Source organism: Rhizobium sp. 10PS4, from assembly GCF_032464805.1.
Taxonomy (GTDB): Bacteria; Pseudomonadota; Alphaproteobacteria; order Rhizobiales; family Rhizobiaceae; genus Rhizobium; species Rhizobium laguerreae.
Genome location: NZ_JAWDIW010000007.1, coordinates 287,699 through 306,840, shown reverse-complemented (window position 1 = coordinate 306,840; position 19,142 = coordinate 287,699). Strand labels below are relative to the sequence as shown.

Genomic DNA, 19,142 nt, shown 5'->3' with positions numbered 1-19,142 from the left:
GGCATCAACCGTGTTGCAAAATCCTGGCGCTGACCTGGCCTGCGGCAAGCTCCTCGGCCGGCGCTGGCCTGCCAAGCAGATAACCTTGGCCGATATCGCAACCCAGGTCCTGAAGCCGCTGAAGCTGGCTCTCCTCTTCGATACCCTCGGCGGTTATCGTCACGCCAAGTCCCACACCGAGAGCGATGATCGCCCTGATCACCTTGTCTTGCTTATCGTCGGTTTCGAATGAAGAGACGAAACTCCTGTCGATCTTGATCTTGTCGAACCGGTAATTGGATAGTTGTGAGAGGCTGGAATAACCAGTTCCAAAGTCGTCGAGAGCAATCCCGACCCCGGCATTCACCAGATCATCGAGAACGATTCGTGCCGTAACGGCGTCCTGGATGATGGCGCTCTCCGTCACTTCCAGCTCGAGCCGGTGCGCGGGCAGACCGACATCGCCCAATATCTTGAGAATTCTGAGCCCCAGTAACCGATCGCTCAGTTGGATCGGAGAAAGGTTGAATGACAGGACGAGCTCACTTGGCCAGGAAAGCGCATCGGTGCAGGCGTGGCGAAGCAGTTGGTCGGTCAATTCGACGATCAGACCGGCTTCCTCCGCCACCGGAATGAATTCGTTCGGTGGGATGAATTCGCCGGAGGCCGTCTTCCAGCGTGCCAGCGCCTCGAAGCCGATAATCCTATTCGTTTTCAGGTCCACGAGCGGTTGATAGTAGGGAACGATCTCAGCCTTCTTGATGGCTGCTCTCAGATCAGCTTCCACCCGGACCCGCTTCGCCAACTCGTCCTGCATCGAGGGCACGAAGGGCTTCACCAGATTGCGCCCCTGCTTTTTGGCGACATACATCGCGCAGTCCGAATGTCGGATGACCTGGCTTAGGTCATCGCCGTTCTCCGGATAAAGCGCGAAGCCGACACTGGCGCCGAGGTCGACGGCGACACCATTGAATGTGAACGGCTTGCCGATCACGGTCACCATGCGGTTCCCCAACGCGACAAGATCGGGATTTCCGGTGCGCCGCGCCAGAACAACGAATTCGTCTCCACCAAGGCGGAAAACGTGTTCACGGGGAAAGAGGGAAGAGAGCCGCTGAGCAACAGTCTTCAGCACCGCATCACCGTGATCGTGCCCCAGGAGGTCATTGACCTTCTTGAAGCCGTCGAGATCGATGCTGAAAACGGCGTAGGTTTCTTCCCTTTGATCGGTCGTCGCCTGCGCGCACACGGAATCCAGAAACCTGCGGTTAGGCAGTTCGGTCAGCGTGTCGTGACAGGCAATCCAGTCTACGTTCTTTTCGGCCTGCAGCCGGCGATTGACCTCCCTCGAAAGATCCCGGATTCTCAGCGCGGAATAAATGAGCCCGAGAAACCCGGAGATATTGAGGGCGAGGAGGGCGTGGTCCAGCGGATAGTCATGATGCTTCTCGATGAACCGATCCAGCCCTTCATGCCATTGGAGGAACCAAGATAGGCAGAAGAGAACCAGGAAGACCGCGAGCCAGGCAACGATCTCCATCTGCGGTCTGGTTGGTTGGATGCGAGGCATATGAACAGGCTCCTGTTGTGTGAAGAGCCGTCATGGCCAGCTCGAAGGACCGCATCGTCCCCGACATGCTTTCAATCAACAGCCCACATGGCTGATGCTCGTGTCATCGAATGCCGCGTCGGGCATTGCAGTCGTTGATCAAGCTGCGCAGCACCGACAAGTCCGTAAGATCGTCCACCTTCGATGGTTAATGTCGCGTTTGCATTGACGAAGGTGCGGGCGTTTCGCTGCGTGAATTGGATATCTTTCCCGTAAATCGGATGAGGCTTCGATCCGATGGTGTCTGCCGGTCGCCGCCCCGCGTCTTTTCAGCATCCGCGCGTCGCCGGCGACCGCGAGCCGGCTCCGCAGTCTCGCCAGGGTAGGGCGCATCCCGGAGCCGATCAACCCGCCAGCATGGTGTCCGCCAGGCTGTAGCAGTGGCTTGCCTGATAGGCGTTCCGACCTCGGTTCATGTGCGTCACATTGAAAGTCCGGATGGCGCGCAGGATGCGGCGCTCCGCCAGGAATTTCCGGATCGAGGCCGAGCCCTTCACAGTGATGCCGAAAATGTCCTCGCCGCGCGGAAAAAAGTAACCGACGTCTTCGGGCGTCGTGACGCAGTCCTCGAGAAAGGCCTCGTCCACATCGCCCTGCGCCGGTGAATGATCCGTGGTGAAGTCAGAAAGATGCACCAGGAATCGTGCACGCAGACCCTCGCCGTCGGCGTAGAGCGTGAAAAGCTCCATCCAGCTCGCATTGACGCGGATGAGCGGCTTGTCGGAAGTCGAGGGCAGGCACGAAACCGACCAGTAGTGCCGCTCTGTCTTGCGCGGGATGGGGATGCAGGTTTGTCCGTATGCCCCGAGAATTTGCAGAAGGTCTTGCGCCTGCGGGCGACGAAGCAGCTTCTCGAACCGTGCGACGTACTTGAACCGCTGTTCCAGGGACTCCACGCGCTCTTCGGCGTCGATCAAGTCCGCCTTGCCTTCTATCCAATCGCGCTGCTGCTCAGGATCCAGAAACTTGCGCAAACCGGTGGTGCTGCGACGAGGAGTCGCGCTCATGTCAGGTGCCATGTGATCCGTGTCCTCATCGCTTCACCGGCTAATCCCGCACGTGCCCATGCAGCCGCTCGACGTCCGCTCCTGGTGTTGAGGTGCCGTTCGCAGCACTTGGCTTAACGAGCGATTTGGCGGCCTGGCCGACAGGACGCCAACGCACCGACCGCACCATAACATCTATCGAACGAGTGGCGAAAGTCGCCTGGGCGTCCGCCTCCTTGGGTAGATCATACCCTTGCGCAGGTTGGCATAAAACTTGGGCCGCCGGTCTGGATTACCGCATAGGCGGTCTTCACCGGCTGCCAATCCCGGCCGACGAGCGGCAGGCCTCCTTATGGCAAGGCCTCAGGCTGCTTCGGCGCCGATCCTGAACGGGTTTTGCCAATCGGTCGTTTTAAAGTTCCGCCGCTCGCAGCAGCTCGTTCAGGCGGGTGGCCCATTCCTTGTTGTCATCCCTGAACGGACCAAGCGCATCGCCGGCGGATTCGGAAAGGTCGCTGGCAGCCGCAGCAAAGCGGCGGGCCTGTTCACGATGTCCCGCGGCCATATGGCAGCACGCCTGAATGCGCAGAAGCGCCGGCCAGTCAGGCCGCGCCTTTAGCGCCGTACGTCCCGTTTCGAGTGCGCCCTCGACGTCGCCCGAAAAGAACAGTGCAAGCATCAGAAGGCTGAACCAAACCCCATTCTGCGGGTCATGGGGGTTAAGTTCGAGGCCGCGAGCCAGGGGCTGCCGCGCGCCGGCCGCATCCCCCGAAAAGAGACTGGCCATGCCGAAGACGAGATACCCCAAGGCGAAACTCGAACCGAGTTCGATGGACCGTTCCGCTGCGAGGATCGCTTGGTCAGCCCTGCCTGTGTAAGCCGACACAATCGCCAGCGCATAGTGCGAGTACGGGTTCCGCGCATCGAGATAGATCGCCCGAAGGGCCGCATCCAATCCTTCCTTCCCGTCCGCGGTGGGGTTATCAGTCCAGCCGTAGCCAATGAGGCCCGCATTGACCCGCGCCCGCCAGATCTGCGCCTCTGGAAGCATGGGATCGAGTTCCGCAGCCTCGCGGAAGAATCGCCGGGCGACAAGGTGAGTGGGCTGGGTGACCTTGTGGAAATTGAATGTACCTTGCCTTACAAAGTTCCAGGCAGTGATGTTGCCGGTGTGCGGAGCCATCGGAAGCCCATGACGCAACAGCAGCTCGGGCTCCACCGCTGCTGCGATCCGCTCGGCGATGGCGTCTTGCACTGCAAATACCTCGGCCACCTGAAGGTCGTAATGTTCGGACCAGACGGTGGCGCCTTTCACTGCGTCGGCGAGGTGCACCGATATCCGGATCTGATCGCGGGTATACCGGATAGCTCCATCCACCAGAAAATCGACGCCAAGTTCGCGCGCGATAGATTGCGGATCCCTCGAGCCATCCTTCCTTGTGAAACTCGCCCCACGTGAGGCGACGCGGAACCATCTGAAGCGAACGAGGGCCATGATCAGGTCGTCGGTAATACCGTCGGCCAGATACTGTCTTTCAGCATCACCGCCGAGATTTTCGAATGGCAGTACCGCAATCGCCGGCATCGAACTGGTCTGCGCATGCCATCCGCTTTCGGCTGCGTCGGTCCGGCTCTCCACAGGACCGGAAAATCGGTATCCGACCCGCGGAACCGTGACGATCCATTCGCTGCCGTCTGATGCAGGGCCGAGCAGCTTGCGAAGAGCGGCAATCTGAACGGAAAGATTGCTTTCCTCAACAATCAATCCCGGCCAAACCGCATCCATCAGGGCCGACTTGGAGACGACACCTCCCTGTGCCGAAAGCAGAGCGGCAAGCAGGGAAGCACCTCGGGCGCCGATAGCGACAGGCCTATTGTCGCGAAACAGGCATCCGTTCTCGGCAATGAACTCGAAGTGGCCGAAGGCAAGGTGCTGGGTGTTCATGGCCGAGATGATACGCGATTTCGCAACTTTTCGGAATTTTTCGGCCCCGCTTCAGGACTTGCGCCGGCCGAGCGCGCAGAGTCTGTTCCAGTGCAGCGGCTGAAGTGGTGAGAGCGATGAAGAACGAAGCAACGCACCCGAAAAATCCCCACGGATTAACCGCGAAAGTCGTACGCGGGAGCGGCAGCCATGTCGCCGAGCAAGGGTCGGTCTATCGCTCGGGCATCTCGGCACAAAGCGTCGGATCAAGCATGCTGTGGCTGGGGATGATTTCGCTACCGGCAGGCAGACGAACCAAGGCCCATCGCCATGAGGGACACGAGACGGCCCTTCTGATGACTGCGGGCCAAGAAATCGAGATCTGGTCGGGGCCGGAGCTCGAGCGGTGCGAATTGGTCCACGCCGGTGACTATCTGTTCATTCCGGCCGGCGTTCCCCACGTGGCCGTCAATCGCAGCACCGAAAGCGCCGAGTTCCTCGGTGCCCGCAACGACCCCGCAGCCAACGAGAGCGTCGTTCTGATGCCGGAGCTCGACAACATCGTACCTTAACCACACCGGGAGGTGCACCATGGCCATCATCGAACAACGTCTGGCCGAAATGGGTCTGGAATTGCCCGAACCTTTGAAAGTTCGCGAGGGGCTGCATATGCCCTTCGCCTGGGTTCGCTTGCGCGGCAGCCGCGCTTACATCTCGGGTCACGTCGCGTGCAACCGCGATGGGACATTGGCAGACCCGCTTGGCAAGGTCGGAGCGGATGTTTCGGCAGAGCAGGGTTACGCGTCAGCCCGGCTCGTTGCCCTGGCCCATCTCGCCAGTCTCAAACGTGCTGTCGGAGACCTTGATCGGGTCACGGCTTGGCTGCGCGTCTTCGCCATGGTGAATGTTGCTCCGGGTTTCAATGAGACGCCGCTGGTCACAAACGGCTATTCCGATCTGATACTGGAGCTGTACGGCCCCAGCGTTGGCGCCCACGCCCGCTCGTCCATCGGCATGGCCATCCCTTTAAATGCGCCCGTAAACTGTGAAGCGGAAGTCGAAATAGACGGGTGACCGCTAGAACAGGATGGTTTTAGGCCCGGTCGGCCCAAAATCCGAATCTGTTCTACATTATAGTTAGAGCATGATGTCGTCCGATAACCGCTCACACTTTCGGCATCATGCTTTAGTAGACGAAGGGATCAACCTCGGCATGGGCGTCCGCCTCCTTCGGATAGATCACGCCCTTGCGCAGGATGATATTGGCATAGAGCCTGGGCTCGCCGGTCTGGATCACCGCATGGGCAGTCTTCACTCGTCCGTAGAAATCCTGGCCGATCAGTGGCACCACCTGCCGGTGCGGTTCGTGGCGGGCGCAGCAGTCGATCATCTCCTCATGCACGGGGTCGAGCCTGTCGCGCTCGGCCTTGACGGTCGAGCGGAAGATCGCCTCCGCCACGAAATCGTCGATCGGCAGCACGCTGAGCACGGCGTTGAGAACCGGGATGAGGCGGTGGCCGTCGAGCCGGATCAGCCGGCGGGCATGTTCGACGCCCGGGTAATTGCCGTCGACGATCGCGATCTCGTCGCCGTGGCCCATGGCGCGAAGCGTCAAAAGCAGCTCCGGGCTCAACAGCGGATCAAGTCCTTTCAGCATGGTCTACCTCCTTGAAGAGTACGTTCTGATCGGTGAGGTAACGCGCGAAGATCGGCAGGCTGGCGCCGCCGATGGCGCGTGCCTGGGCGCCGACCGCGCCCTCGATGATTTCGGGCATGACGACGCCCTGCAGGTCGAGCTTGGCCGCTTCGTCGATGGTGGCCTGCACCACGCGGCTGCGCACCCAGCTGGGAAAGCCGCCGTCGATCACGGCCGCGCTGAAATCGAGGATCGAGGCGGCGGCAACGATCGCCTGCGCCAGCGCTTTGGCGCTGTCCTGGATCCAGGCTTCCATCGGCTCGCCGAAATCCACCCAGTCGTCGGCCGAATACCAGAGCGGCTCGGGATCGATGCCACGCTCGCGCAGCATGTTTTCGAGCACGAAGATCGAGGCGATTTCGAGCAGCTGCTTCGTCTCGCCGTTCTTGCCCCGCACCGGCAGCGGCCCGATCGCGCCCGCCGTGCCGGTGCGGCCGGAAAAAATCGCCGAATTGAGCACGATGCCGCCGCCGATGAAGGAGCCGATGAAGAAATAGACGAAATCCGGATAGGATGGCCCGACGCCGAAGACCAGTTCGGCGCCGCAGGCGCTGGTCGCATCGTTCTGCATGAAGACCGGATGGGAGACGCGGGAGGCGATGTCGGCCTGCAGGTCGATCTCCCGCCAGACCTCCATGGCGCCGGCCGGCGCGCCGACCTCTTCGGCCCAGTTCCAGAGCTCGAAAGGCGCGGCGATGCCGAGGCCGGCAATGCGGCCGCGCTGCTTGTCGTCGAGCCGTTCTTCGAGTTCGCGGATGCCTGATGTGACGAAGGCGAGGATTTCATCCGGCAGCGGATAGGCATAGGTCTTATGCAGCTGCATGCGGATGCGGCCGACGAAATCCATCAGCACCAGGTCGGCGCTGCGCCGGCCCATCTTCAGGCCGAAGGAATAGACGGCGTCGGGGTTGAGATGCATCGGGATCGACGGCTGGCCGACACGGCCGCGCACCGGTTCTCCCCGCGACAGCAGCCCTTCCTTTTCCAACACCCGCATGATGACGGAGACGGTCTGCGCCGACAGCCCGCTGCGGCGCGCGATATCGGCCTTCGACAGCGCGCCGTAGAGACGCACCAGCGACAGCACGAGCCGTTCGTTATAGGCTCGTACCCTGACCTGGTTTGCACCGCCGGCCGGATTCAGAATTGGTGGCGGGACCGGTATGTTTGCCGGTCCATCCAAGGACGACATGGCCGCTCCTCCCGATTGTTGGCCTATGCCCTAATTCGATGGAGCATGCCACATCGAATTAATAATTCAATTGGATTTATTTATTGACAAGCCAATTTCTTTTCGCTCTTAATTGCCGTCGTCAAGGGCACGGGACCGCTGGGAGGCATTAGCGATCCACGGCGAAGTGTCATATCTTAAGCTTCCGGCCCCGCAGGGGCGGCGCCGGCAAACTCTGGGAGGAGTTCCATGAAGAAATCTGTTCTCGCTTTCGGCGCGCTCGCGCTTGGTGTCACCTTTTCCGCTCCGGCGATGGCGGCTGACATTTCCGCCTGCCTCATCACCAAGACCGACACCAACCCCTTCTTCGTCAAGATGAAGGAAGGTGCGACGGCTAAGGCCAAGGAACTCGGTGTCTCGCTGAAGTCCTATGCCGGCAAGGTCGACGGTGACAGCGAAAGCCAGGTGGCCGCGATCGAAAGCTGCATTGCCGACGGCGCAAAGGGCATCCTGATTGCTGCTTCCGACACCAAGGGCATCGTGTCTTCGGTCAAGAAGGCCCGTGATGCCGGCCTGCTGGTCATCGCTCTCGACACGCCGCTTGAGCCGGCCGATGCCGCCGACGCCACCTTCGCCACCGACAACCTGCTCGCTGGCAAGCTGATCGGCCAGTGGGCCAAGGAAACGATGGGCGACAAGGCCAAGGATGCCAAGGTCGGCTTCCTCGACCTGACCCCGTCACAGCCGACGGTCGACGTTCTGCGCGACCAGGGCTTCATGATGGGCTTCGGCATCGATCCGAAGGACCCGAACAAGATCGGCGACGAGGACGATGCTCGCGTCGTCGGTCATGACGTGACCAACGGCAATGAAGAAGGCGGCCGCAAGGCCATGGAAAACCTTCTCCAGAAAGATCCGAGCATCAACGTCATCCACACGATCAACGAGCCGGCCGCGGTCGGCGCCTATCAGGCGCTGAAGGCCGTCGGCATGGAAAAGAACGTGCTGATCGTCTCGGTCGACGGCGGTTGCCCGGGTGTGAAGTCGGTCAAGGAAGGCGTCATCGGCGCCACCTCGCAGCAATATCCGCTGATGATGGCAGCCCTTGGCGTCGAAGCGATCAAGAAGTTCGCTGACAACGGTGAAAAGCCGAAGCCGACCGAAGGCAAGTCCTTCTACGACACCGGCGTCTCGCTCGTCACCGACAAGCCGGTTTCCGGCGTCAAGTCGATCGACACCAAGGAAGGCACCGACAAGTGCTGGGGCTGAGCCCTGATTGTTGAAAGCAGACCGGCCGGGGCTTGATCCCCGGCCGTTTTCGACGGACGATGTGCCGTCGCCTCACGAACCGGCTCAGCAAAGACCGGATGGATATCGGTGACGGCCCCCGCGCGAGTTCGGCGCGCGGTTGCGGAGGAGGAACCATGACCGGAACACAGGAATTTGAACGCGTCCTCGACGACAGCGACAAGAGCGTCGCCTCCTTCGAGCACGAGAATATCTCGCTGATCAAGCGCGCGCAGCATTTTCTCCACTCGACACCGGCCGCCGTGCCGCTGATCGTGCTGGTGCTGGCGATCATCATCTTCGGGCTCACCATCGGCGAACGGTTCTTCTCGTCCTATACGCTGACGCTGATCCTGCAGCAGATCGCCATCGTCGGTATTCTCGGCGCCGCCCAGACGCTGGTCATCCTGACCGCCGGCATCGATCTTTCGATCGGCGTCATCATGGTGATCTCGGCGGTTATCATGGGCAATGTCGCCATCACTTACGGCATACCGACGCCGATTGCAGTGGTCGCCGGGCTTGTCGTCGGCGGCCTTTGCGGATTGCTGAACGGCTTCCTCGTCGCCTATATGAAACTGCCGCCCTTCATCGTCACGCTCGGCACCTGGAACATCGTCATGGCGACGAATTTCATCTATTCCGCCAATGAGACGATCCGCGATACCGACGTCGACGAAAAGGCGCCGCTGCTGCATCTTTTCGCCGTGAGCTTCAAGCTCGGCAGCGCCGTGCTGACCCTCGGCGTCATCGCCATGGTGCTGCTCGTCTTGGTGCTCTGGTATGTCCTCAATCACACCGCCTGGGGCCGGCATGTCTATGCCGTCGGCGACGATCCGGAGGCAGCCAAGCTCTCCGGCATTCAGACCAAGAAGGTGCTGCTCACCGTTTACGCCATATCAGGCGTCATTGCCGGCTTGGCCGCCTGGGTCTCGATCGGCCGCAACGGCTCGATCTCGCCGTCCTCGGCGGTGACCGATTTTAACCTCCAGGCGATCACCGCGACGGTGATCGGCGGCATCTCGCTGTTCGGCGGCCGCGGCTCCATTCTCGGCACGCTCTTCGGTGCCATGATCGTCGGCGTCGTCTCGATGGGCCTCAACATGCTCGGCGCCGACCCGCAATGGAAAGTCCTTTTGACAGGCGTGCTGATCATCGCCGCCGTCGCCATCGATCAGTGGATCAGAAAGGTTTCGGTGTAATCATGGCTCGCGAACCCCTTCTCACCGCCCGCGGTCTCGTCAAGCGTTATGGACGCGTGACCGCGCTCGATAATGCCGATTTCGACCTCTATCCGGGTGAAATCCTCGCCGTCATCGGCGATAACGGCGCCGGCAAATCCTCGCTCATCAAGGCGATATCGGGCGCCGTCACCCCGGACGAGGGGGTGATCACGCTGGAAGGCCGGCAGGTGCAGTTCCGCTCGCCGATGGAAGCGCGCGACGCTGGCATCGAGACCGTCTATCAGAATCTCGCCTTGTCGCCGGCGCTGTCGATCGCCGACAACATGTTCCTCGGCCGCGAGATCCGCAAACCGGGCGTGCTCGGTTCCATGTTCCGCATGCTCGACCGGCCGGCCATGGAAAAGCTGGCGCGCAACAAGCTGTCCGAACTCGGCCTGATGACCATCCAGAACATCAACCAGGCGGTGGAAACGCTCTCCGGCGGTCAGCGCCAGGGTGTCGCGGTCGCCCGCGCCGCCGCCTTCGGCTCGAAGGTTATCATCATGGACGAACCGACGGCAGCGCTTGGCGTCAAGGAAAGCCGCCGCGTGCTGGAGCTGATTCTCGACGTGCGCGCCCGCGGCCTGCCGATCGTGCTGATCTCCCACAACATGCCGCATGTCTTCGAAGTGGCCGACCGGATCCATATTCACCGCCTCGGCCGGCGGCTGACGGTGATCGATCCGAAGGAATACACCATGTCCGACGCCGTCGCCTTCATGACCGGCGCCAAGGCGGTGCCGACGGAGCCGGTCGCCGCATGAACGCACGCATCGATGAAATCGCCGGCGAGGTGCTTGACCGCGCCGGCCATTCCAGGCGTTTCCTGGTCGCGATCGCCGGACCGCCGGGTGCCGGAAAATCGACCATGGCCGACAATCTGGCGGAAGCGCTGAAGGCCAGGGGCGAAAGCGCCGAAGTCCTGCCGATGGATGGCTTCCACATGGACAACGCCATCCTGATCGAACGCGGCCTGCTGGCGCGCAAGGGGATCCCCGAGACTTTCGATGTTCGCGGTTTCCTCGATATCATCCGCGCCGTCCGGCTGGCCGATCAGGAGGTTCTGGTGCCGGTCTTCGACCGCTCGCGTGAACTCGCCATTGCGTCGGCCCGCCCTGTTTCCCCCGATCACCGCTTCATCATCGTCGAGGGCAATTATCTGCTTTTTTCGCTCGGCAAATGGGCCGAACTCGAAGGCGTCTTCGACTTTTCGATCATGCTCGCGCCGCCGATCGAGGTGCTGGAGGAGCGGCTCTGGGCGCGCTGGCGCGGTTACAACCTGACCGAAGAGGCCGCCAGCGCCAAGGTCTACGGCAACGACCTGCCGAACGGCCGGCTGATCCTCGAAAACCGCCGCCCGGCCGATGTGACGCTGGAGATCGCGCTGGCGTGATGTCGCGGCGATTGTTTTCATGTAAAAGATAGTGTTATCGAGGCCGCAGACGCATCGCTTCGGAGGCCTGCCATGCAATCGATCACCATCCGCCGTCCTGATGACTGGCACCTGCATCTGCGCGACGGCGCCATGCTGGAAGGCGTGATCGCCGATACGAGCCGCACCTTCGCCCGCGCCATCATCATGCCCAATCTCGTGCCGCCGGTCGTCACCACTGCTGACGCCAAGGCCTATCGCGAGCGCATCCTCAAGGCCTTGCCGGAAGGCGATCATTTCCAGCCGCTGATGACGCTTTACCTCACCGAACATACCAGTCCCGATGACGTGGAGGAGGGGAAGAACAGCGGCCTCATCACCGCCGTCAAGCTTTATCCCGCCGGCGCCACCACCAATTCGCATGGCGGCGTCCGCGACATGGAAAAGGCGATGCCGGTGCTGGAGCGCATGGCAAAGATCGGCCTGCCGCTCTGCGTCCATGGCGAGGTGACGACGCCGGAGGTCGATATCTTCGACCGCGAGGCCGTCTTCATCGAGACCGTACTCGATCCGCTGCGGCAGCGCCTGCCGGAACTGAAGGTGACGATGGAGCATGTGACGACGTCCGATGGCGTCGATTACATCAAGGCGGCCAAGGGCAATCTCGCCGGCTCGATCACCACCCACCATCTGATCATCAACCGCAACGCCATCCTCGTCGGCGGTATCCGGCCGCATTATTATTGCCTGCCGGTCGCCAAGCGCGAAAACCACCGGCTGGCCTTGCGTGCAGCGGCCATCAGCGGCGATCCGCGCTTCTTCCTCGGCACGGATTCCGCCCCGCATGTCGATCCGCTGAAGGAATGCGCCTGCGGCTGCGCCGGCATCTATACTTCGGTCAATACGATGAGCTGCCTCGCCCATGTCTTCGAACAGGAGGGCGTCCTCGAGCGGCTCGAAGCCTTCGTGTCGCTGCACGGGCCGGCCTGGTATGGGCTTCAGCCGAACGAGGAGCGCATTACCCTGTCGCGGCAGGCCGAGCCGGTCGCCTTTCCCGCGAGGATTGAAACCGGCGCCGGTCCCGTGACGGTGTTCGATCCGATGTTTCCCCTGCATTGGCAGGTGATGCAGCAGGCGTAAGCTTTCAGTTTTCAATTTTAAATAGAATATTCATTTAAAAGTTCGACGCGATGTTAAACGCGTAGCATTTGCATTGTGCAGTGCATCATTTGTTAACGGATGCATAAGACATTCCTCCTCGCGGACCGATAAGCTGCCATTCGAAGCGACAATAGCTGCGGAGACTGAAAGCATGATGCTTGACTATAACTCCCTGTTGATGGCGCTCGGCGTCTCCGCGGCCTGCCTTGCGGTGACGCTGATGGGCAGCTGGCTTGTCCGTCGTTCGGAAACCGTGCTGTTGACCGCCACCGTCGGCCTTGTCCTCGTCGTCAGCGGCATTTTCGTCTATAGCGCCTATGTCAGCATGCCGGAGAAATGGCTCGGCATCGGCAATTTCGTGCTGTTTCATGCCGGTTTTGCCACCATCTGGGGGGCAGGCAAACAATTCCTCACCGGCCGCGTGTCTCTCATCGCCATCGGGATCCGTGCGCTTGCGGCGATGATCTTCTCCGTCGTGCCGATGTTGTCAGGTTATGACGGCCTGGCCTTCATCGCCGACAATCTCGCCATCGCCCTTTTGCTCTTTGCCACCGCCCGGCAATATTGGCTCGCCCGTGCCGAAGCACCCGCACCGCTCCTCGGCATCACAGCGCTTTATACGTTGACGGCGATCTCCTTCGTTCTCTGCGCCGCCGTGCTGATATCAGACGGCAAGCTGGTGCTCGGCAAAGCCCCCAGCAACTGGGCCGAAGATCTGAGCCTTGCCGTCTGCATCGCCGGCATGACCGGGATCGGCGCGCTGTCGCTGGCGCTGCATCAATGGCGGCTCGCTGCCCGTCACCGTCTCGATGCGATCACCGACCCGCTGACCGGCCTGCTCAACCGCCGCGCCCTCTTCGACCAATACGGCACGCGCCCGATGGGAACGACCACGGCCGTCATCGTCTTCGATATTGATCATTTCAAATCCGTCAACGATCGCTTCGGCCATGCCGCCGGCGACCGCGTGCTCACTGTCTTCGCCGGCGAACTTTCGGCCCATTGCCGCGCCGGCGATACCGCTGCCCGGTTCGGCGGCGAGGAATTCGTGCTGGTGCTGAAGGAGATCATGCCCGGCCGGGCGGAACTCACGGCCGAGCGCATCCGCCGGGCGTTCGAAGCGCGCGAGATCCATATCGACGACGAGGTGCTGACATGCACGGTCAGCGTCGGCGTCGCCCCCGGCCGCTCGAAGAGCTTGGATTTCGACGCCATGCTGAGTGCCGCCGACAAGGCTCTCTACGTCGCCAAGCGCGCCGGCCGCAACCGGGTCGAACTTGCCAGTTACCTCACGGCGGTTCCTGTCGAGGCAACGCGCACCGCGTCTTGATTCCTGATAAACCCTCTCATATTATCGTCTTCGGCCGGATGCGGCCAGCCGCCCCGCGACGCTTCTGCGTTATGGTGAATGCATCCAGACAACATCCTTCACATCCCTTGCCGTTTGGCGATCGATGGCGAACGGGTCAGCAGACGCGGGCACTGATCTTCCTGTTTGCCGCCAACGGAAGGATGACATCATGCGCGATTTTCGCGATGCCAAGCTCATGGCAAAGACACTGCGGCAGGCCCTTGCCGACTGCGATATTTCGCTGACCCACAGCGAGACGCTCGAAATCGTCGCCCGGCAGTTCGGGCTCGATCAATGGAATATCCTCTCGGCGAAAATAGAAGAGGCAGGCACCTCCCGCTCCGCGATCGGCATCGAACCGCCGATGCCGATCTTCCGCATCTTCTCGGTCGAAAAGGCCATGGAATTCTATTGCGGCTTCCTCGGCTTCCATCTCGATTGGGAGCACCGCTTCGGCGAAAACTTCCCGCTCTATTGCCAGGTCTCGCGCGACGGCATGGCGCTGCATCTGAGCGAACATTCCGGCGACGCCAGCCCCGGCGCCAAGGCCTTCGTCCGCGTCGCCAATGTGCGGGCCTATCACGCCGAACTCTCAGGCAAGGACTACCGCTACATGAAGCCCGGCGTCGAGGAAGCACCCTGGGGCCTCGAGATGACCGTCACCGACCCCTTCAGCAACCGCATCGCCTTTTGCCAGCAGACGTAGACGGTCAACTCCCCTTTCACCGCGCGTCGGCTAATGAGAGCCGCGGCACCTCCAATGTACAAGGATGAGGCTCTCTTGATTGCCGGCGCTCCGGGACGCTGGCGTGGGATGGCGCCATGTCCCACCCTCATTCCTGTGCTCGTCACAGGAATCCAGCAACCGCGCGTCCGCGCGGTGAATAACTCTGCGGCCGTTCCAAGTGTCTCCCGTGCCCAAGGACTTGGACACACTGGATTCCTGTGACAAGCACAGGAATGAGGGTGGGTGACCGCCTCCGTTCCCCGTATCCCGTTGCGCCGGCGACGAGTTTGGCTGGAACGTCACCGCGCATTCCGTCATTCTTGGCGCTAGCCATAGCTATCCAGTCTAGACAAGGACGCAACGCCGGAGCCATGGGGTCGCGGGCATGCCTGCCGAGAGGAGCAAAATGAAATACCTTCCAGTCTTCGTCTTAACGCTTCTGTCGATTTTTTTCGGATGGCTGTTCTATGAAAGGTACTGGAAGTTCCGAGATTGCATATCGCAAGCCTTATCCAGCTGCCTCACTCCCGAGGGTGACAACCTGACGCAAGGCGGTTCTCTGTGGGCTGGTTTGGCAGGCTTGTTCTTGCTGCTCGCCGTGATCTCCGCCTGGCGCGCTTTCCGGAGCCGGTGACCGAAGCGGGAGCGAAGCTGCGCCCCTCCAATTTGCCTCATCCAAGGCGCGATCCGCAGGATCTCCTCGAAGGACACGCCGCCACGCTGCTCCTTGAATGCCTCCGCCTTCCTCAGACGATCATCAACGCCCGCACGAAGGCCACCGAGGCAAGCAGCGAGGCGATGGTCCGCACATGGTTCCACCACGTCCAGTCCCTGAGATAGGTGGTCCAGAGCTGAACCGCTTCCGTCCCGTTGCCGCCGACCTTTGCCAGCGCATCGTTCATCGGCACGTTGAAGATGATGGTCGAGAGGAAGGCGGCGAAGATATAGAGGCCTGCACCCGCCAGCATCAGAAAGGATGCCCCGCCGCGCCAGTCGATCAGGGTGAGCACGGCGATGACGAGGCAGAGGATCGCCGTCGGCACGAAGAGGCCCATGAAGGGCGAGCGGACGATCGTCACGTTGATCGAGTTCATCGCCGCGATGCCTTGCTCCGTCGGGATGCGCGAGAAGGCGGTCATGATGAAGGTCGAGAAGGCGAAGAAGATGCCGGCGACGAGGCCGCTGCCGATCGCCGCGGCAACGAGTGAGGGGATGAGAATGATCTGCATGGTCAGGCGCTCCAGAGTCCGGTTGCCGCGGTCCGGCGGGCATATTCGCTGAAATCGGTGGCGGGACGGCCTAGAATTTCGGCGACACCGCCCATCACGCTGGAATTGCGCCCATCGAGCACCTGACCGAAGAGCTCCTCCAGAAGATCGACCAGGCCCTGCGGCAAGCCGGCATCCGCAAGCCCGCCGGTGAAATCCGCCATCGACACCTGCACATATTCGATCGGCCGCCCAGTGGCCGCGGCGATTTCGGCCACCGCCTCGCGAAATGTCAGCGCTCGCGGGCCGGTCAGTTCGTAGGTCCTGTTGCGATGGCCGGGATCGGTCAGGGCGGCGACCGCGGCCTCGGCGATGTCGTCGACATCGATAAAGGGTTCGCTGATCTCGCCCGCCGGCAATTGCAGGCGGCCCGCGAGGATTTGATCCAGGAAGGCGCCCTCGCTGAAATTCTGGCAGAACCAGGAGGCGCGCAGGATGGTGGTGTTTATGCCGGAGGCCTTGAGTGCCGCTTCGCTCCGCTGTGCGCCCTCTTCTCCGCGGCCAGAAAGCAGCACGATATGCTCGAGACGGCATTCCACAGCGACCTTGGCGAGCGCTTCGATCGCTTCCGCCGCCCAGGCGACGGCAAGATCCGGCTGGAAGGCGACATAGGCGCTCGATGCGCCCTCAAGCGCACCGCGCCAGGTCGACCTGTCCTCCCAGTCGAACGGCCGTGCGCTGGAGCGCGATGCGGCGCGGACGGTGAGGCCGCACTCTTCAAGGCGTTTGATGATGCGGCCGCCGGTCTTTCCCGATCCACCGACGAGGACGATTTCGGAAGTCTGCATGTCAAAACTCCTCCCAAACTTTGAAAACAAGAGAAACTCTCTCATTTGCAAAATGAGATAATGTCTCTTATTTTGTTTGTCAACGTGGAAAGGAGAAAGCATGTCGGAACAGCCGGTCGCGACGCGCAGGCGTCAGCAGGAGTCCACCGGCCAGCTGCGCCGCATCCCCAGCCAGCAGCGCGGCCGCGAGCGCTTCGAAAAGATCCTCGCCGTTGCCTCGCAGTTGATCGAGAGCCATGGCAGCGACGGCCTGAAGATGAGCGAGATTGTCGAGAAAGCCGGTCTCTCCTTCGGCGCCCTCTACCAATATTTCCCGGACAAGACCTCAATCATCCGCACATTGGCTGAGCGCTTCAACGAAGAGGGCAGGCGGTGCGTCGAAGAGGAACTGGCGAAGGTGACCGACGCTGCGGCCCTGCAGGGCGCACTCGCCAATATCGTCGACGAATATTACGCCTTCTTCCGCCGCGAGCCCGTCATGCGCGACATCTGGCATGCGACGCATACCGACAAGCTGCTGCAACAGGTCGATGCCGAGGACATGGAATTCCATGCCCAGGCATTTCTCGCGGTCCTTATCCGCCTATGGCCGGATCGCGACCGGAAGGAACTGCTCGCGATCGCCCGGCTGACGATGCAGCTGCTTGCTGCCGCCGTGCGTTATGCCGTGTCGCTGGATGCGGAAGAGGGCGCTCAGGCAGTCGCTCTGTTCAAGAAGATGCAGATCGTTGATATCGGCCGCCTGCTGCAGCAATAGCCCCGCCTTTCGTCTGGAAACGGCGGGCTCTTGCTGCTATTCCCGCAAGGATCCAAGCCAAAGGAGAGCCGCATGATCCAGACCACATTTCCCGACCGCGCCGTGATGGCCGAATTGCTGGCCAAGATGCTTTGGGAGATCAAGGCGGTGCATTTCAATGCCGCCCAGCCCTATAAACTCTCTTCCGGCATGGCGAGCCCTGTTTATATCGATTGCCGCAAGCTGCTCTCCTTCCCGCGCATCCGTTCGACGGTGATGGATTTCGCCGCCAGCACCCTGCTGCGCGATGCCGGCTTCGAGCAGTTCGATTGCATCGCCGGCGGCGAGACTGCCGGCATTCCCTTCGCCGCCCTGCTGGCCGATCGTCTCGGCCTGCCGATGATCTATGTCCGCAAGCAGCCGAAGGGCCATGGCCGCAACGCCCAGATCGAAGGCAATATGCCGGAAGGGTCGAGGGTGCTGGTCATCGAAGACCTGACGACAGCAGGCGGCAGCATGTTCAAGTTCATCGATGCCATCCGTGCCGCCGGCGGCATCGTCGATCACGGCATCGCGCTCTTCTTCTACGGCATCTTCGGCGAACAACGCTTTGCCGACGGCAAGGTCCGGCTGCATCACATCGCCACCTGGCGGAATGTTCTGGCCGTCGCCAAAGCGCAGAAGCTCTTCGACGACAAGACGCTGTCGGAGGTCGAGGCCTTCCTCGATGCGCCGCTGGCCTGGTCGGGAAGGAATGGTGGGGTTAGTGAGCTTTCGCTCTAGCTAGTTGACAAAAGCTCGCTTAATCGGTTGATGAACGTGGAAGTCCTGTTGGGAGGAATACGATGATTTTGTGCTGCGGCGAAGCCTTGATCGACATGCTGCCGAGAGATACCACCCTCGGCGAAAAGGGCTTTGCGCCTTATGCCGGCGGCGCGATCTTCAACACCGCAATCGCGCTCGGCCGCCTCGGCATCCCCACCGCCTTCTTCACCGGCATTGCCGATGACATGATGGGCGAAATCCTGCTCGAGACGCTGAAGGCGAGCAATGTCGATTACAGCCCATGCGCCATCACCCCGCGTCCCTCGACCATCGCCTTCGTCAAGCTGGTGAACGGCCAGGCGACCTATGCCTTCTACGACGAGGGCACTGCCGGCCGGATGATCACTACGGCCGACCTGCCGGATCTCGGCGATGATTGCGAAGCGCTGCATTTCGGCGCGATCAGCCTGATCCCCAGCCCCTGCGGCGAAACCTATGAAGCCCTACTCGACCGCGAAGCAGCTCACCGCGTCATCTCGCTCGATCCGAATATCCGTCCCGGTTTCATCAAGGACAAGCCGTCGCATATGGCCCGCATCAAGCGCATGGCCGGCAAATCCGACATCGTCAAATTCTCCGACGAGGATCTCGAATGGTTCGGCCTGCAGGGCGATCACGATACGCTCGCCGCCCATTGGCTGAACCACGGCGCCAAGCTCGTCGTCATCACCAAGGGCGCGGAAGGCGCTTCCGGTTATACCAGGGAGCGCAAAGTGACGGTGCCGAGCGAACGGGTCACCGTCGTCGACACGGTCGGCGCCGGCGATACCTTCGATGCCGGCATCCTGGCGTCGCTGAAGATGGATAATCTGCTGACCAAGCGCCAAGTCGCTTCGCTGGATGAGCAGGCGCTGCGCAACGCCCTGACCCTCGGCGCCAAAGCCGCCGCCGTCACCGTCTCCCGCGCCGGCGCCAATCCACCCTGGGCGCGCGAGATCGGCCTTTAAGGGTCGAGCCAGCCTCTGCCCCTCGCGCTTGCCGCTGGCGTCGCGAGACACGTCAATATGGGAAGGGTGTACCGTGCGGCCCCCTCATCCGC

General features: G+C 61.6%; 19 protein-coding genes. 12 read left to right on the top strand and 7 right to left on the bottom strand.

Annotation, left to right across the window (positions count from 1 at the left end; genetic code table 11):
- Nucleotides 1-4: 4 nt before the first annotated feature.
- The 3 genes from RWJ89_RS16015 to RWJ89_RS16005 all read right to left on the bottom strand — a co-directional run bounded on the left by RWJ89_RS16015 (nucleotide 5) and on the right by RWJ89_RS16005 (nucleotide 4,519).
- Nucleotides 5-1,549, bottom strand: a complete 1,545-nt coding sequence (locus RWJ89_RS16015) for a putative bifunctional diguanylate cyclase/phosphodiesterase (RefSeq protein ID WP_168283767.1) — start codon at nucleotides 1,547-1,549, stop codon at nucleotides 5-7.
- A 383-nt stretch (nucleotides 1,550-1,932) separates the two neighbouring features.
- Nucleotides 1,933-2,607 carry a hypothetical protein gene (locus RWJ89_RS16010; protein ID WP_131663015.1) on the bottom strand — a complete coding sequence of 225 codons (675 nt, stop codon included), beginning with the start codon at nucleotides 2,605-2,607 and terminating at the stop codon, nucleotides 1,933-1,935.
- A 379-nt stretch (nucleotides 2,608-2,986) separates the two neighbouring features.
- Nucleotides 2,987-4,519: a winged helix-turn-helix domain-containing protein gene (locus tag RWJ89_RS16005; RefSeq protein WP_316031128.1), complete on the bottom strand. Its 1,533-nt coding sequence runs from the start codon at nucleotides 4,517-4,519 to the stop codon at nucleotides 2,987-2,989.
- A gap of 116 nt (nucleotides 4,520-4,635) precedes the next feature.
- Here RWJ89_RS16005 and RWJ89_RS16000 point away from each other — a divergent pair, with 116 nt between their 5' ends.
- A complete protein-coding gene (locus RWJ89_RS16000) occupies nucleotides 4,636-5,070 on the top strand; it encodes a cupin domain-containing protein (RefSeq protein WP_168283770.1) in 435 nt (144 codons plus the stop codon).
- A 19-nt stretch (nucleotides 5,071-5,089) separates the two neighbouring features.
- On the top strand, nucleotides 5,090-5,572 hold the full coding sequence (locus RWJ89_RS15995; protein ID WP_168283771.1) for a RidA family protein: 483 nt from the start codon (nucleotides 5,090-5,092) through the stop codon (nucleotides 5,570-5,572).
- Between the two features lie 112 nt (nucleotides 5,573-5,684).
- On the opposite strand, the gene RWJ89_RS15990 is transcribed toward RWJ89_RS15995, so the two are convergent.
- Nucleotides 5,685-6,155 carry an RbsD/FucU family protein gene (locus tag RWJ89_RS15990; RefSeq protein ID WP_168283772.1) on the bottom strand — a complete coding sequence of 157 codons (471 nt, stop codon included), beginning with the start codon at nucleotides 6,153-6,155 and terminating at the stop codon, nucleotides 5,685-5,687.
- Complete coding sequence (locus tag RWJ89_RS15985; protein ID WP_222060428.1) at nucleotides 6,139-7,386, bottom strand: ROK family transcriptional regulator; 1,248 nt, start codon at nucleotides 7,384-7,386, stop codon at nucleotides 6,139-6,141. Before RWJ89_RS15985 ends, RWJ89_RS15990 begins: the two co-directional genes overlap by 17 nt.
- A gap of 228 nt (nucleotides 7,387-7,614) precedes the next feature.
- On the opposite strand from RWJ89_RS15985, the gene RWJ89_RS15980 reads away from it, so the two are divergent.
- The 7 genes from RWJ89_RS15980 (at nucleotide 7,615) to RWJ89_RS15950 (ending at nucleotide 14,465) form a co-directional block, all read left to right on the top strand.
- Complete coding sequence (locus RWJ89_RS15980; RefSeq protein ID WP_168283774.1) at nucleotides 7,615-8,634, top strand: sugar ABC transporter substrate-binding protein; 1,020 nt, start codon at nucleotides 7,615-7,617, stop codon at nucleotides 8,632-8,634.
- A gap of 155 nt (nucleotides 8,635-8,789) precedes the next feature.
- Nucleotides 8,790-9,854 carry an ABC transporter permease gene (locus RWJ89_RS15975; protein ID WP_077977436.1) on the top strand — a complete coding sequence of 355 codons (1,065 nt, stop codon included), beginning with the start codon at nucleotides 8,790-8,792 and terminating at the stop codon, nucleotides 9,852-9,854.
- Between the two features lie 2 nt (nucleotides 9,855-9,856).
- On the top strand, nucleotides 9,857-10,639 hold the full coding sequence (locus RWJ89_RS15970) for an ATP-binding cassette domain-containing protein (RefSeq protein WP_003556145.1): 783 nt from the start codon (nucleotides 9,857-9,859) through the stop codon (nucleotides 10,637-10,639).
- The gene (locus RWJ89_RS15965) at nucleotides 10,636-11,268 is read left to right on the top strand and encodes a nucleoside triphosphate hydrolase (RefSeq protein WP_163881620.1); all 633 of its coding nucleotides are present in this window, start codon (nucleotides 10,636-10,638) and stop codon (nucleotides 11,266-11,268) included. Before RWJ89_RS15970 ends, RWJ89_RS15965 begins: the two co-directional genes overlap by 4 nt.
- Before the next feature lie 72 nt (nucleotides 11,269-11,340).
- A complete protein-coding gene (gene pyrC / locus RWJ89_RS15960) occupies nucleotides 11,341-12,387 on the top strand; it encodes a dihydroorotase (RefSeq protein WP_316031127.1) in 1,047 nt (348 codons plus the stop codon).
- A 172-nt stretch (nucleotides 12,388-12,559) separates the two neighbouring features.
- The gene (locus RWJ89_RS15955; RefSeq protein WP_316031126.1) at nucleotides 12,560-13,738 is read left to right on the top strand and encodes a GGDEF domain-containing protein; all 1,179 of its coding nucleotides are present in this window, start codon (nucleotides 12,560-12,562) and stop codon (nucleotides 13,736-13,738) included.
- Between the two features lie 190 nt (nucleotides 13,739-13,928).
- Nucleotides 13,929-14,465, top strand: a complete 537-nt coding sequence (locus RWJ89_RS15950; protein WP_131663024.1) for a glyoxalase superfamily protein — start codon at nucleotides 13,929-13,931, stop codon at nucleotides 14,463-14,465.
- Between the two features lie 767 nt (nucleotides 14,466-15,232).
- Here RWJ89_RS15950 and RWJ89_RS15945 read toward each other — a convergent pair.
- Nucleotides 15,233-15,715: an anthrone oxygenase family protein gene (locus tag RWJ89_RS15945; protein ID WP_131639847.1), complete on the bottom strand. Its 483-nt coding sequence runs from the start codon at nucleotides 15,713-15,715 to the stop codon at nucleotides 15,233-15,235.
- A 2-nt stretch (nucleotides 15,716-15,717) separates the two neighbouring features.
- The gene (locus RWJ89_RS15940) at nucleotides 15,718-16,542 is read right to left on the bottom strand and encodes an NmrA family NAD(P)-binding protein (RefSeq protein WP_131663025.1); all 825 of its coding nucleotides are present in this window, start codon (nucleotides 16,540-16,542) and stop codon (nucleotides 15,718-15,720) included.
- A 100-nt stretch (nucleotides 16,543-16,642) separates the two neighbouring features.
- On the opposite strand from RWJ89_RS15940, the gene RWJ89_RS15935 reads away from it, so the two are divergent.
- The 3 genes from RWJ89_RS15935 (at nucleotide 16,643) to RWJ89_RS15925 (ending at nucleotide 19,050) form a co-directional block, all read left to right on the top strand.
- On the top strand, nucleotides 16,643-17,299 hold the full coding sequence (locus RWJ89_RS15935) for a TetR/AcrR family transcriptional regulator (protein ID WP_131661706.1): 657 nt from the start codon (nucleotides 16,643-16,645) through the stop codon (nucleotides 17,297-17,299).
- A gap of 72 nt (nucleotides 17,300-17,371) precedes the next feature.
- Nucleotides 17,372-18,061 carry an orotate phosphoribosyltransferase gene (locus tag RWJ89_RS15930; RefSeq protein ID WP_003545085.1) on the top strand — a complete coding sequence of 230 codons (690 nt, stop codon included), beginning with the start codon at nucleotides 17,372-17,374 and terminating at the stop codon, nucleotides 18,059-18,061.
- Between the two features lie 62 nt (nucleotides 18,062-18,123).
- The gene (locus RWJ89_RS15925; protein ID WP_221944413.1) at nucleotides 18,124-19,050 is read left to right on the top strand and encodes a carbohydrate kinase family protein; all 927 of its coding nucleotides are present in this window, start codon (nucleotides 18,124-18,126) and stop codon (nucleotides 19,048-19,050) included.
- Nucleotides 19,051-19,142: the final 92 nt, after the last annotated feature.

Bases quoted from the DNA above. Each gene is read 5' to 3' on its own strand.
- RWJ89_RS16015 (WP_168283767.1), bottom strand. From the start codon at position 1,549: ATGCCTCGCATCCAACCAACCAGACCGCAGATGGAGATCGTTGCCTGG.
- RWJ89_RS16010 (WP_131663015.1), bottom strand. From the start codon at position 2,607: ATGGCACCTGACATGAGCGCGACTCCTCGTCGCAGCACCACCGGTTTG.
- RWJ89_RS16005 (WP_316031128.1), bottom strand. From the start codon at position 4,519: ATGAACACCCAGCACCTTGCCTTCGGCCACTTCGAGTTCATTGCCGAG.
- RWJ89_RS16000 (WP_168283770.1), top strand. From the start codon at position 4,636: ATGAAGAACGAAGCAACGCACCCGAAAAATCCCCACGGATTAACCGCG.
- RWJ89_RS15995 (WP_168283771.1), top strand. From the start codon at position 5,090: ATGGCCATCATCGAACAACGTCTGGCCGAAATGGGTCTGGAATTGCCC.
- RWJ89_RS15990 (WP_168283772.1), bottom strand. From the start codon at position 6,155: ATGCTGAAAGGACTTGATCCGCTGTTGAGCCCGGAGCTGCTTTTGACG.
- RWJ89_RS15985 (WP_222060428.1), bottom strand. From the start codon at position 7,386: ATGTCGTCCTTGGATGGACCGGCAAACATACCGGTCCCGCCACCAATT.
- RWJ89_RS15980 (WP_168283774.1), top strand. From the start codon at position 7,615: ATGAAGAAATCTGTTCTCGCTTTCGGCGCGCTCGCGCTTGGTGTCACC.
- RWJ89_RS15975 (WP_077977436.1), top strand. From the start codon at position 8,790: ATGACCGGAACACAGGAATTTGAACGCGTCCTCGACGACAGCGACAAG.
- RWJ89_RS15970 (WP_003556145.1), top strand. From the start codon at position 9,857: ATGGCTCGCGAACCCCTTCTCACCGCCCGCGGTCTCGTCAAGCGTTAT.
- RWJ89_RS15965 (WP_163881620.1), top strand. From the start codon at position 10,636: ATGAACGCACGCATCGATGAAATCGCCGGCGAGGTGCTTGACCGCGCC.
- pyrC (WP_316031127.1), top strand. From the start codon at position 11,341: ATGCAATCGATCACCATCCGCCGTCCTGATGACTGGCACCTGCATCTG.
- RWJ89_RS15955 (WP_316031126.1), top strand. From the start codon at position 12,560: ATGATGCTTGACTATAACTCCCTGTTGATGGCGCTCGGCGTCTCCGCG.
- RWJ89_RS15950 (WP_131663024.1), top strand. From the start codon at position 13,929: ATGCGCGATTTTCGCGATGCCAAGCTCATGGCAAAGACACTGCGGCAG.
- RWJ89_RS15945 (WP_131639847.1), bottom strand. From the start codon at position 15,715: ATGCAGATCATTCTCATCCCCTCACTCGTTGCCGCGGCGATCGGCAGC.
- RWJ89_RS15940 (WP_131663025.1), bottom strand. From the start codon at position 16,542: ATGCAGACTTCCGAAATCGTCCTCGTCGGTGGATCGGGAAAGACCGGC.
- RWJ89_RS15935 (WP_131661706.1), top strand. From the start codon at position 16,643: ATGTCGGAACAGCCGGTCGCGACGCGCAGGCGTCAGCAGGAGTCCACC.
- RWJ89_RS15930 (WP_003545085.1), top strand. From the start codon at position 17,372: ATGATCCAGACCACATTTCCCGACCGCGCCGTGATGGCCGAATTGCTG.
- RWJ89_RS15925 (WP_221944413.1), top strand. From the start codon at position 18,124: ATGATTTTGTGCTGCGGCGAAGCCTTGATCGACATGCTGCCGAGAGAT.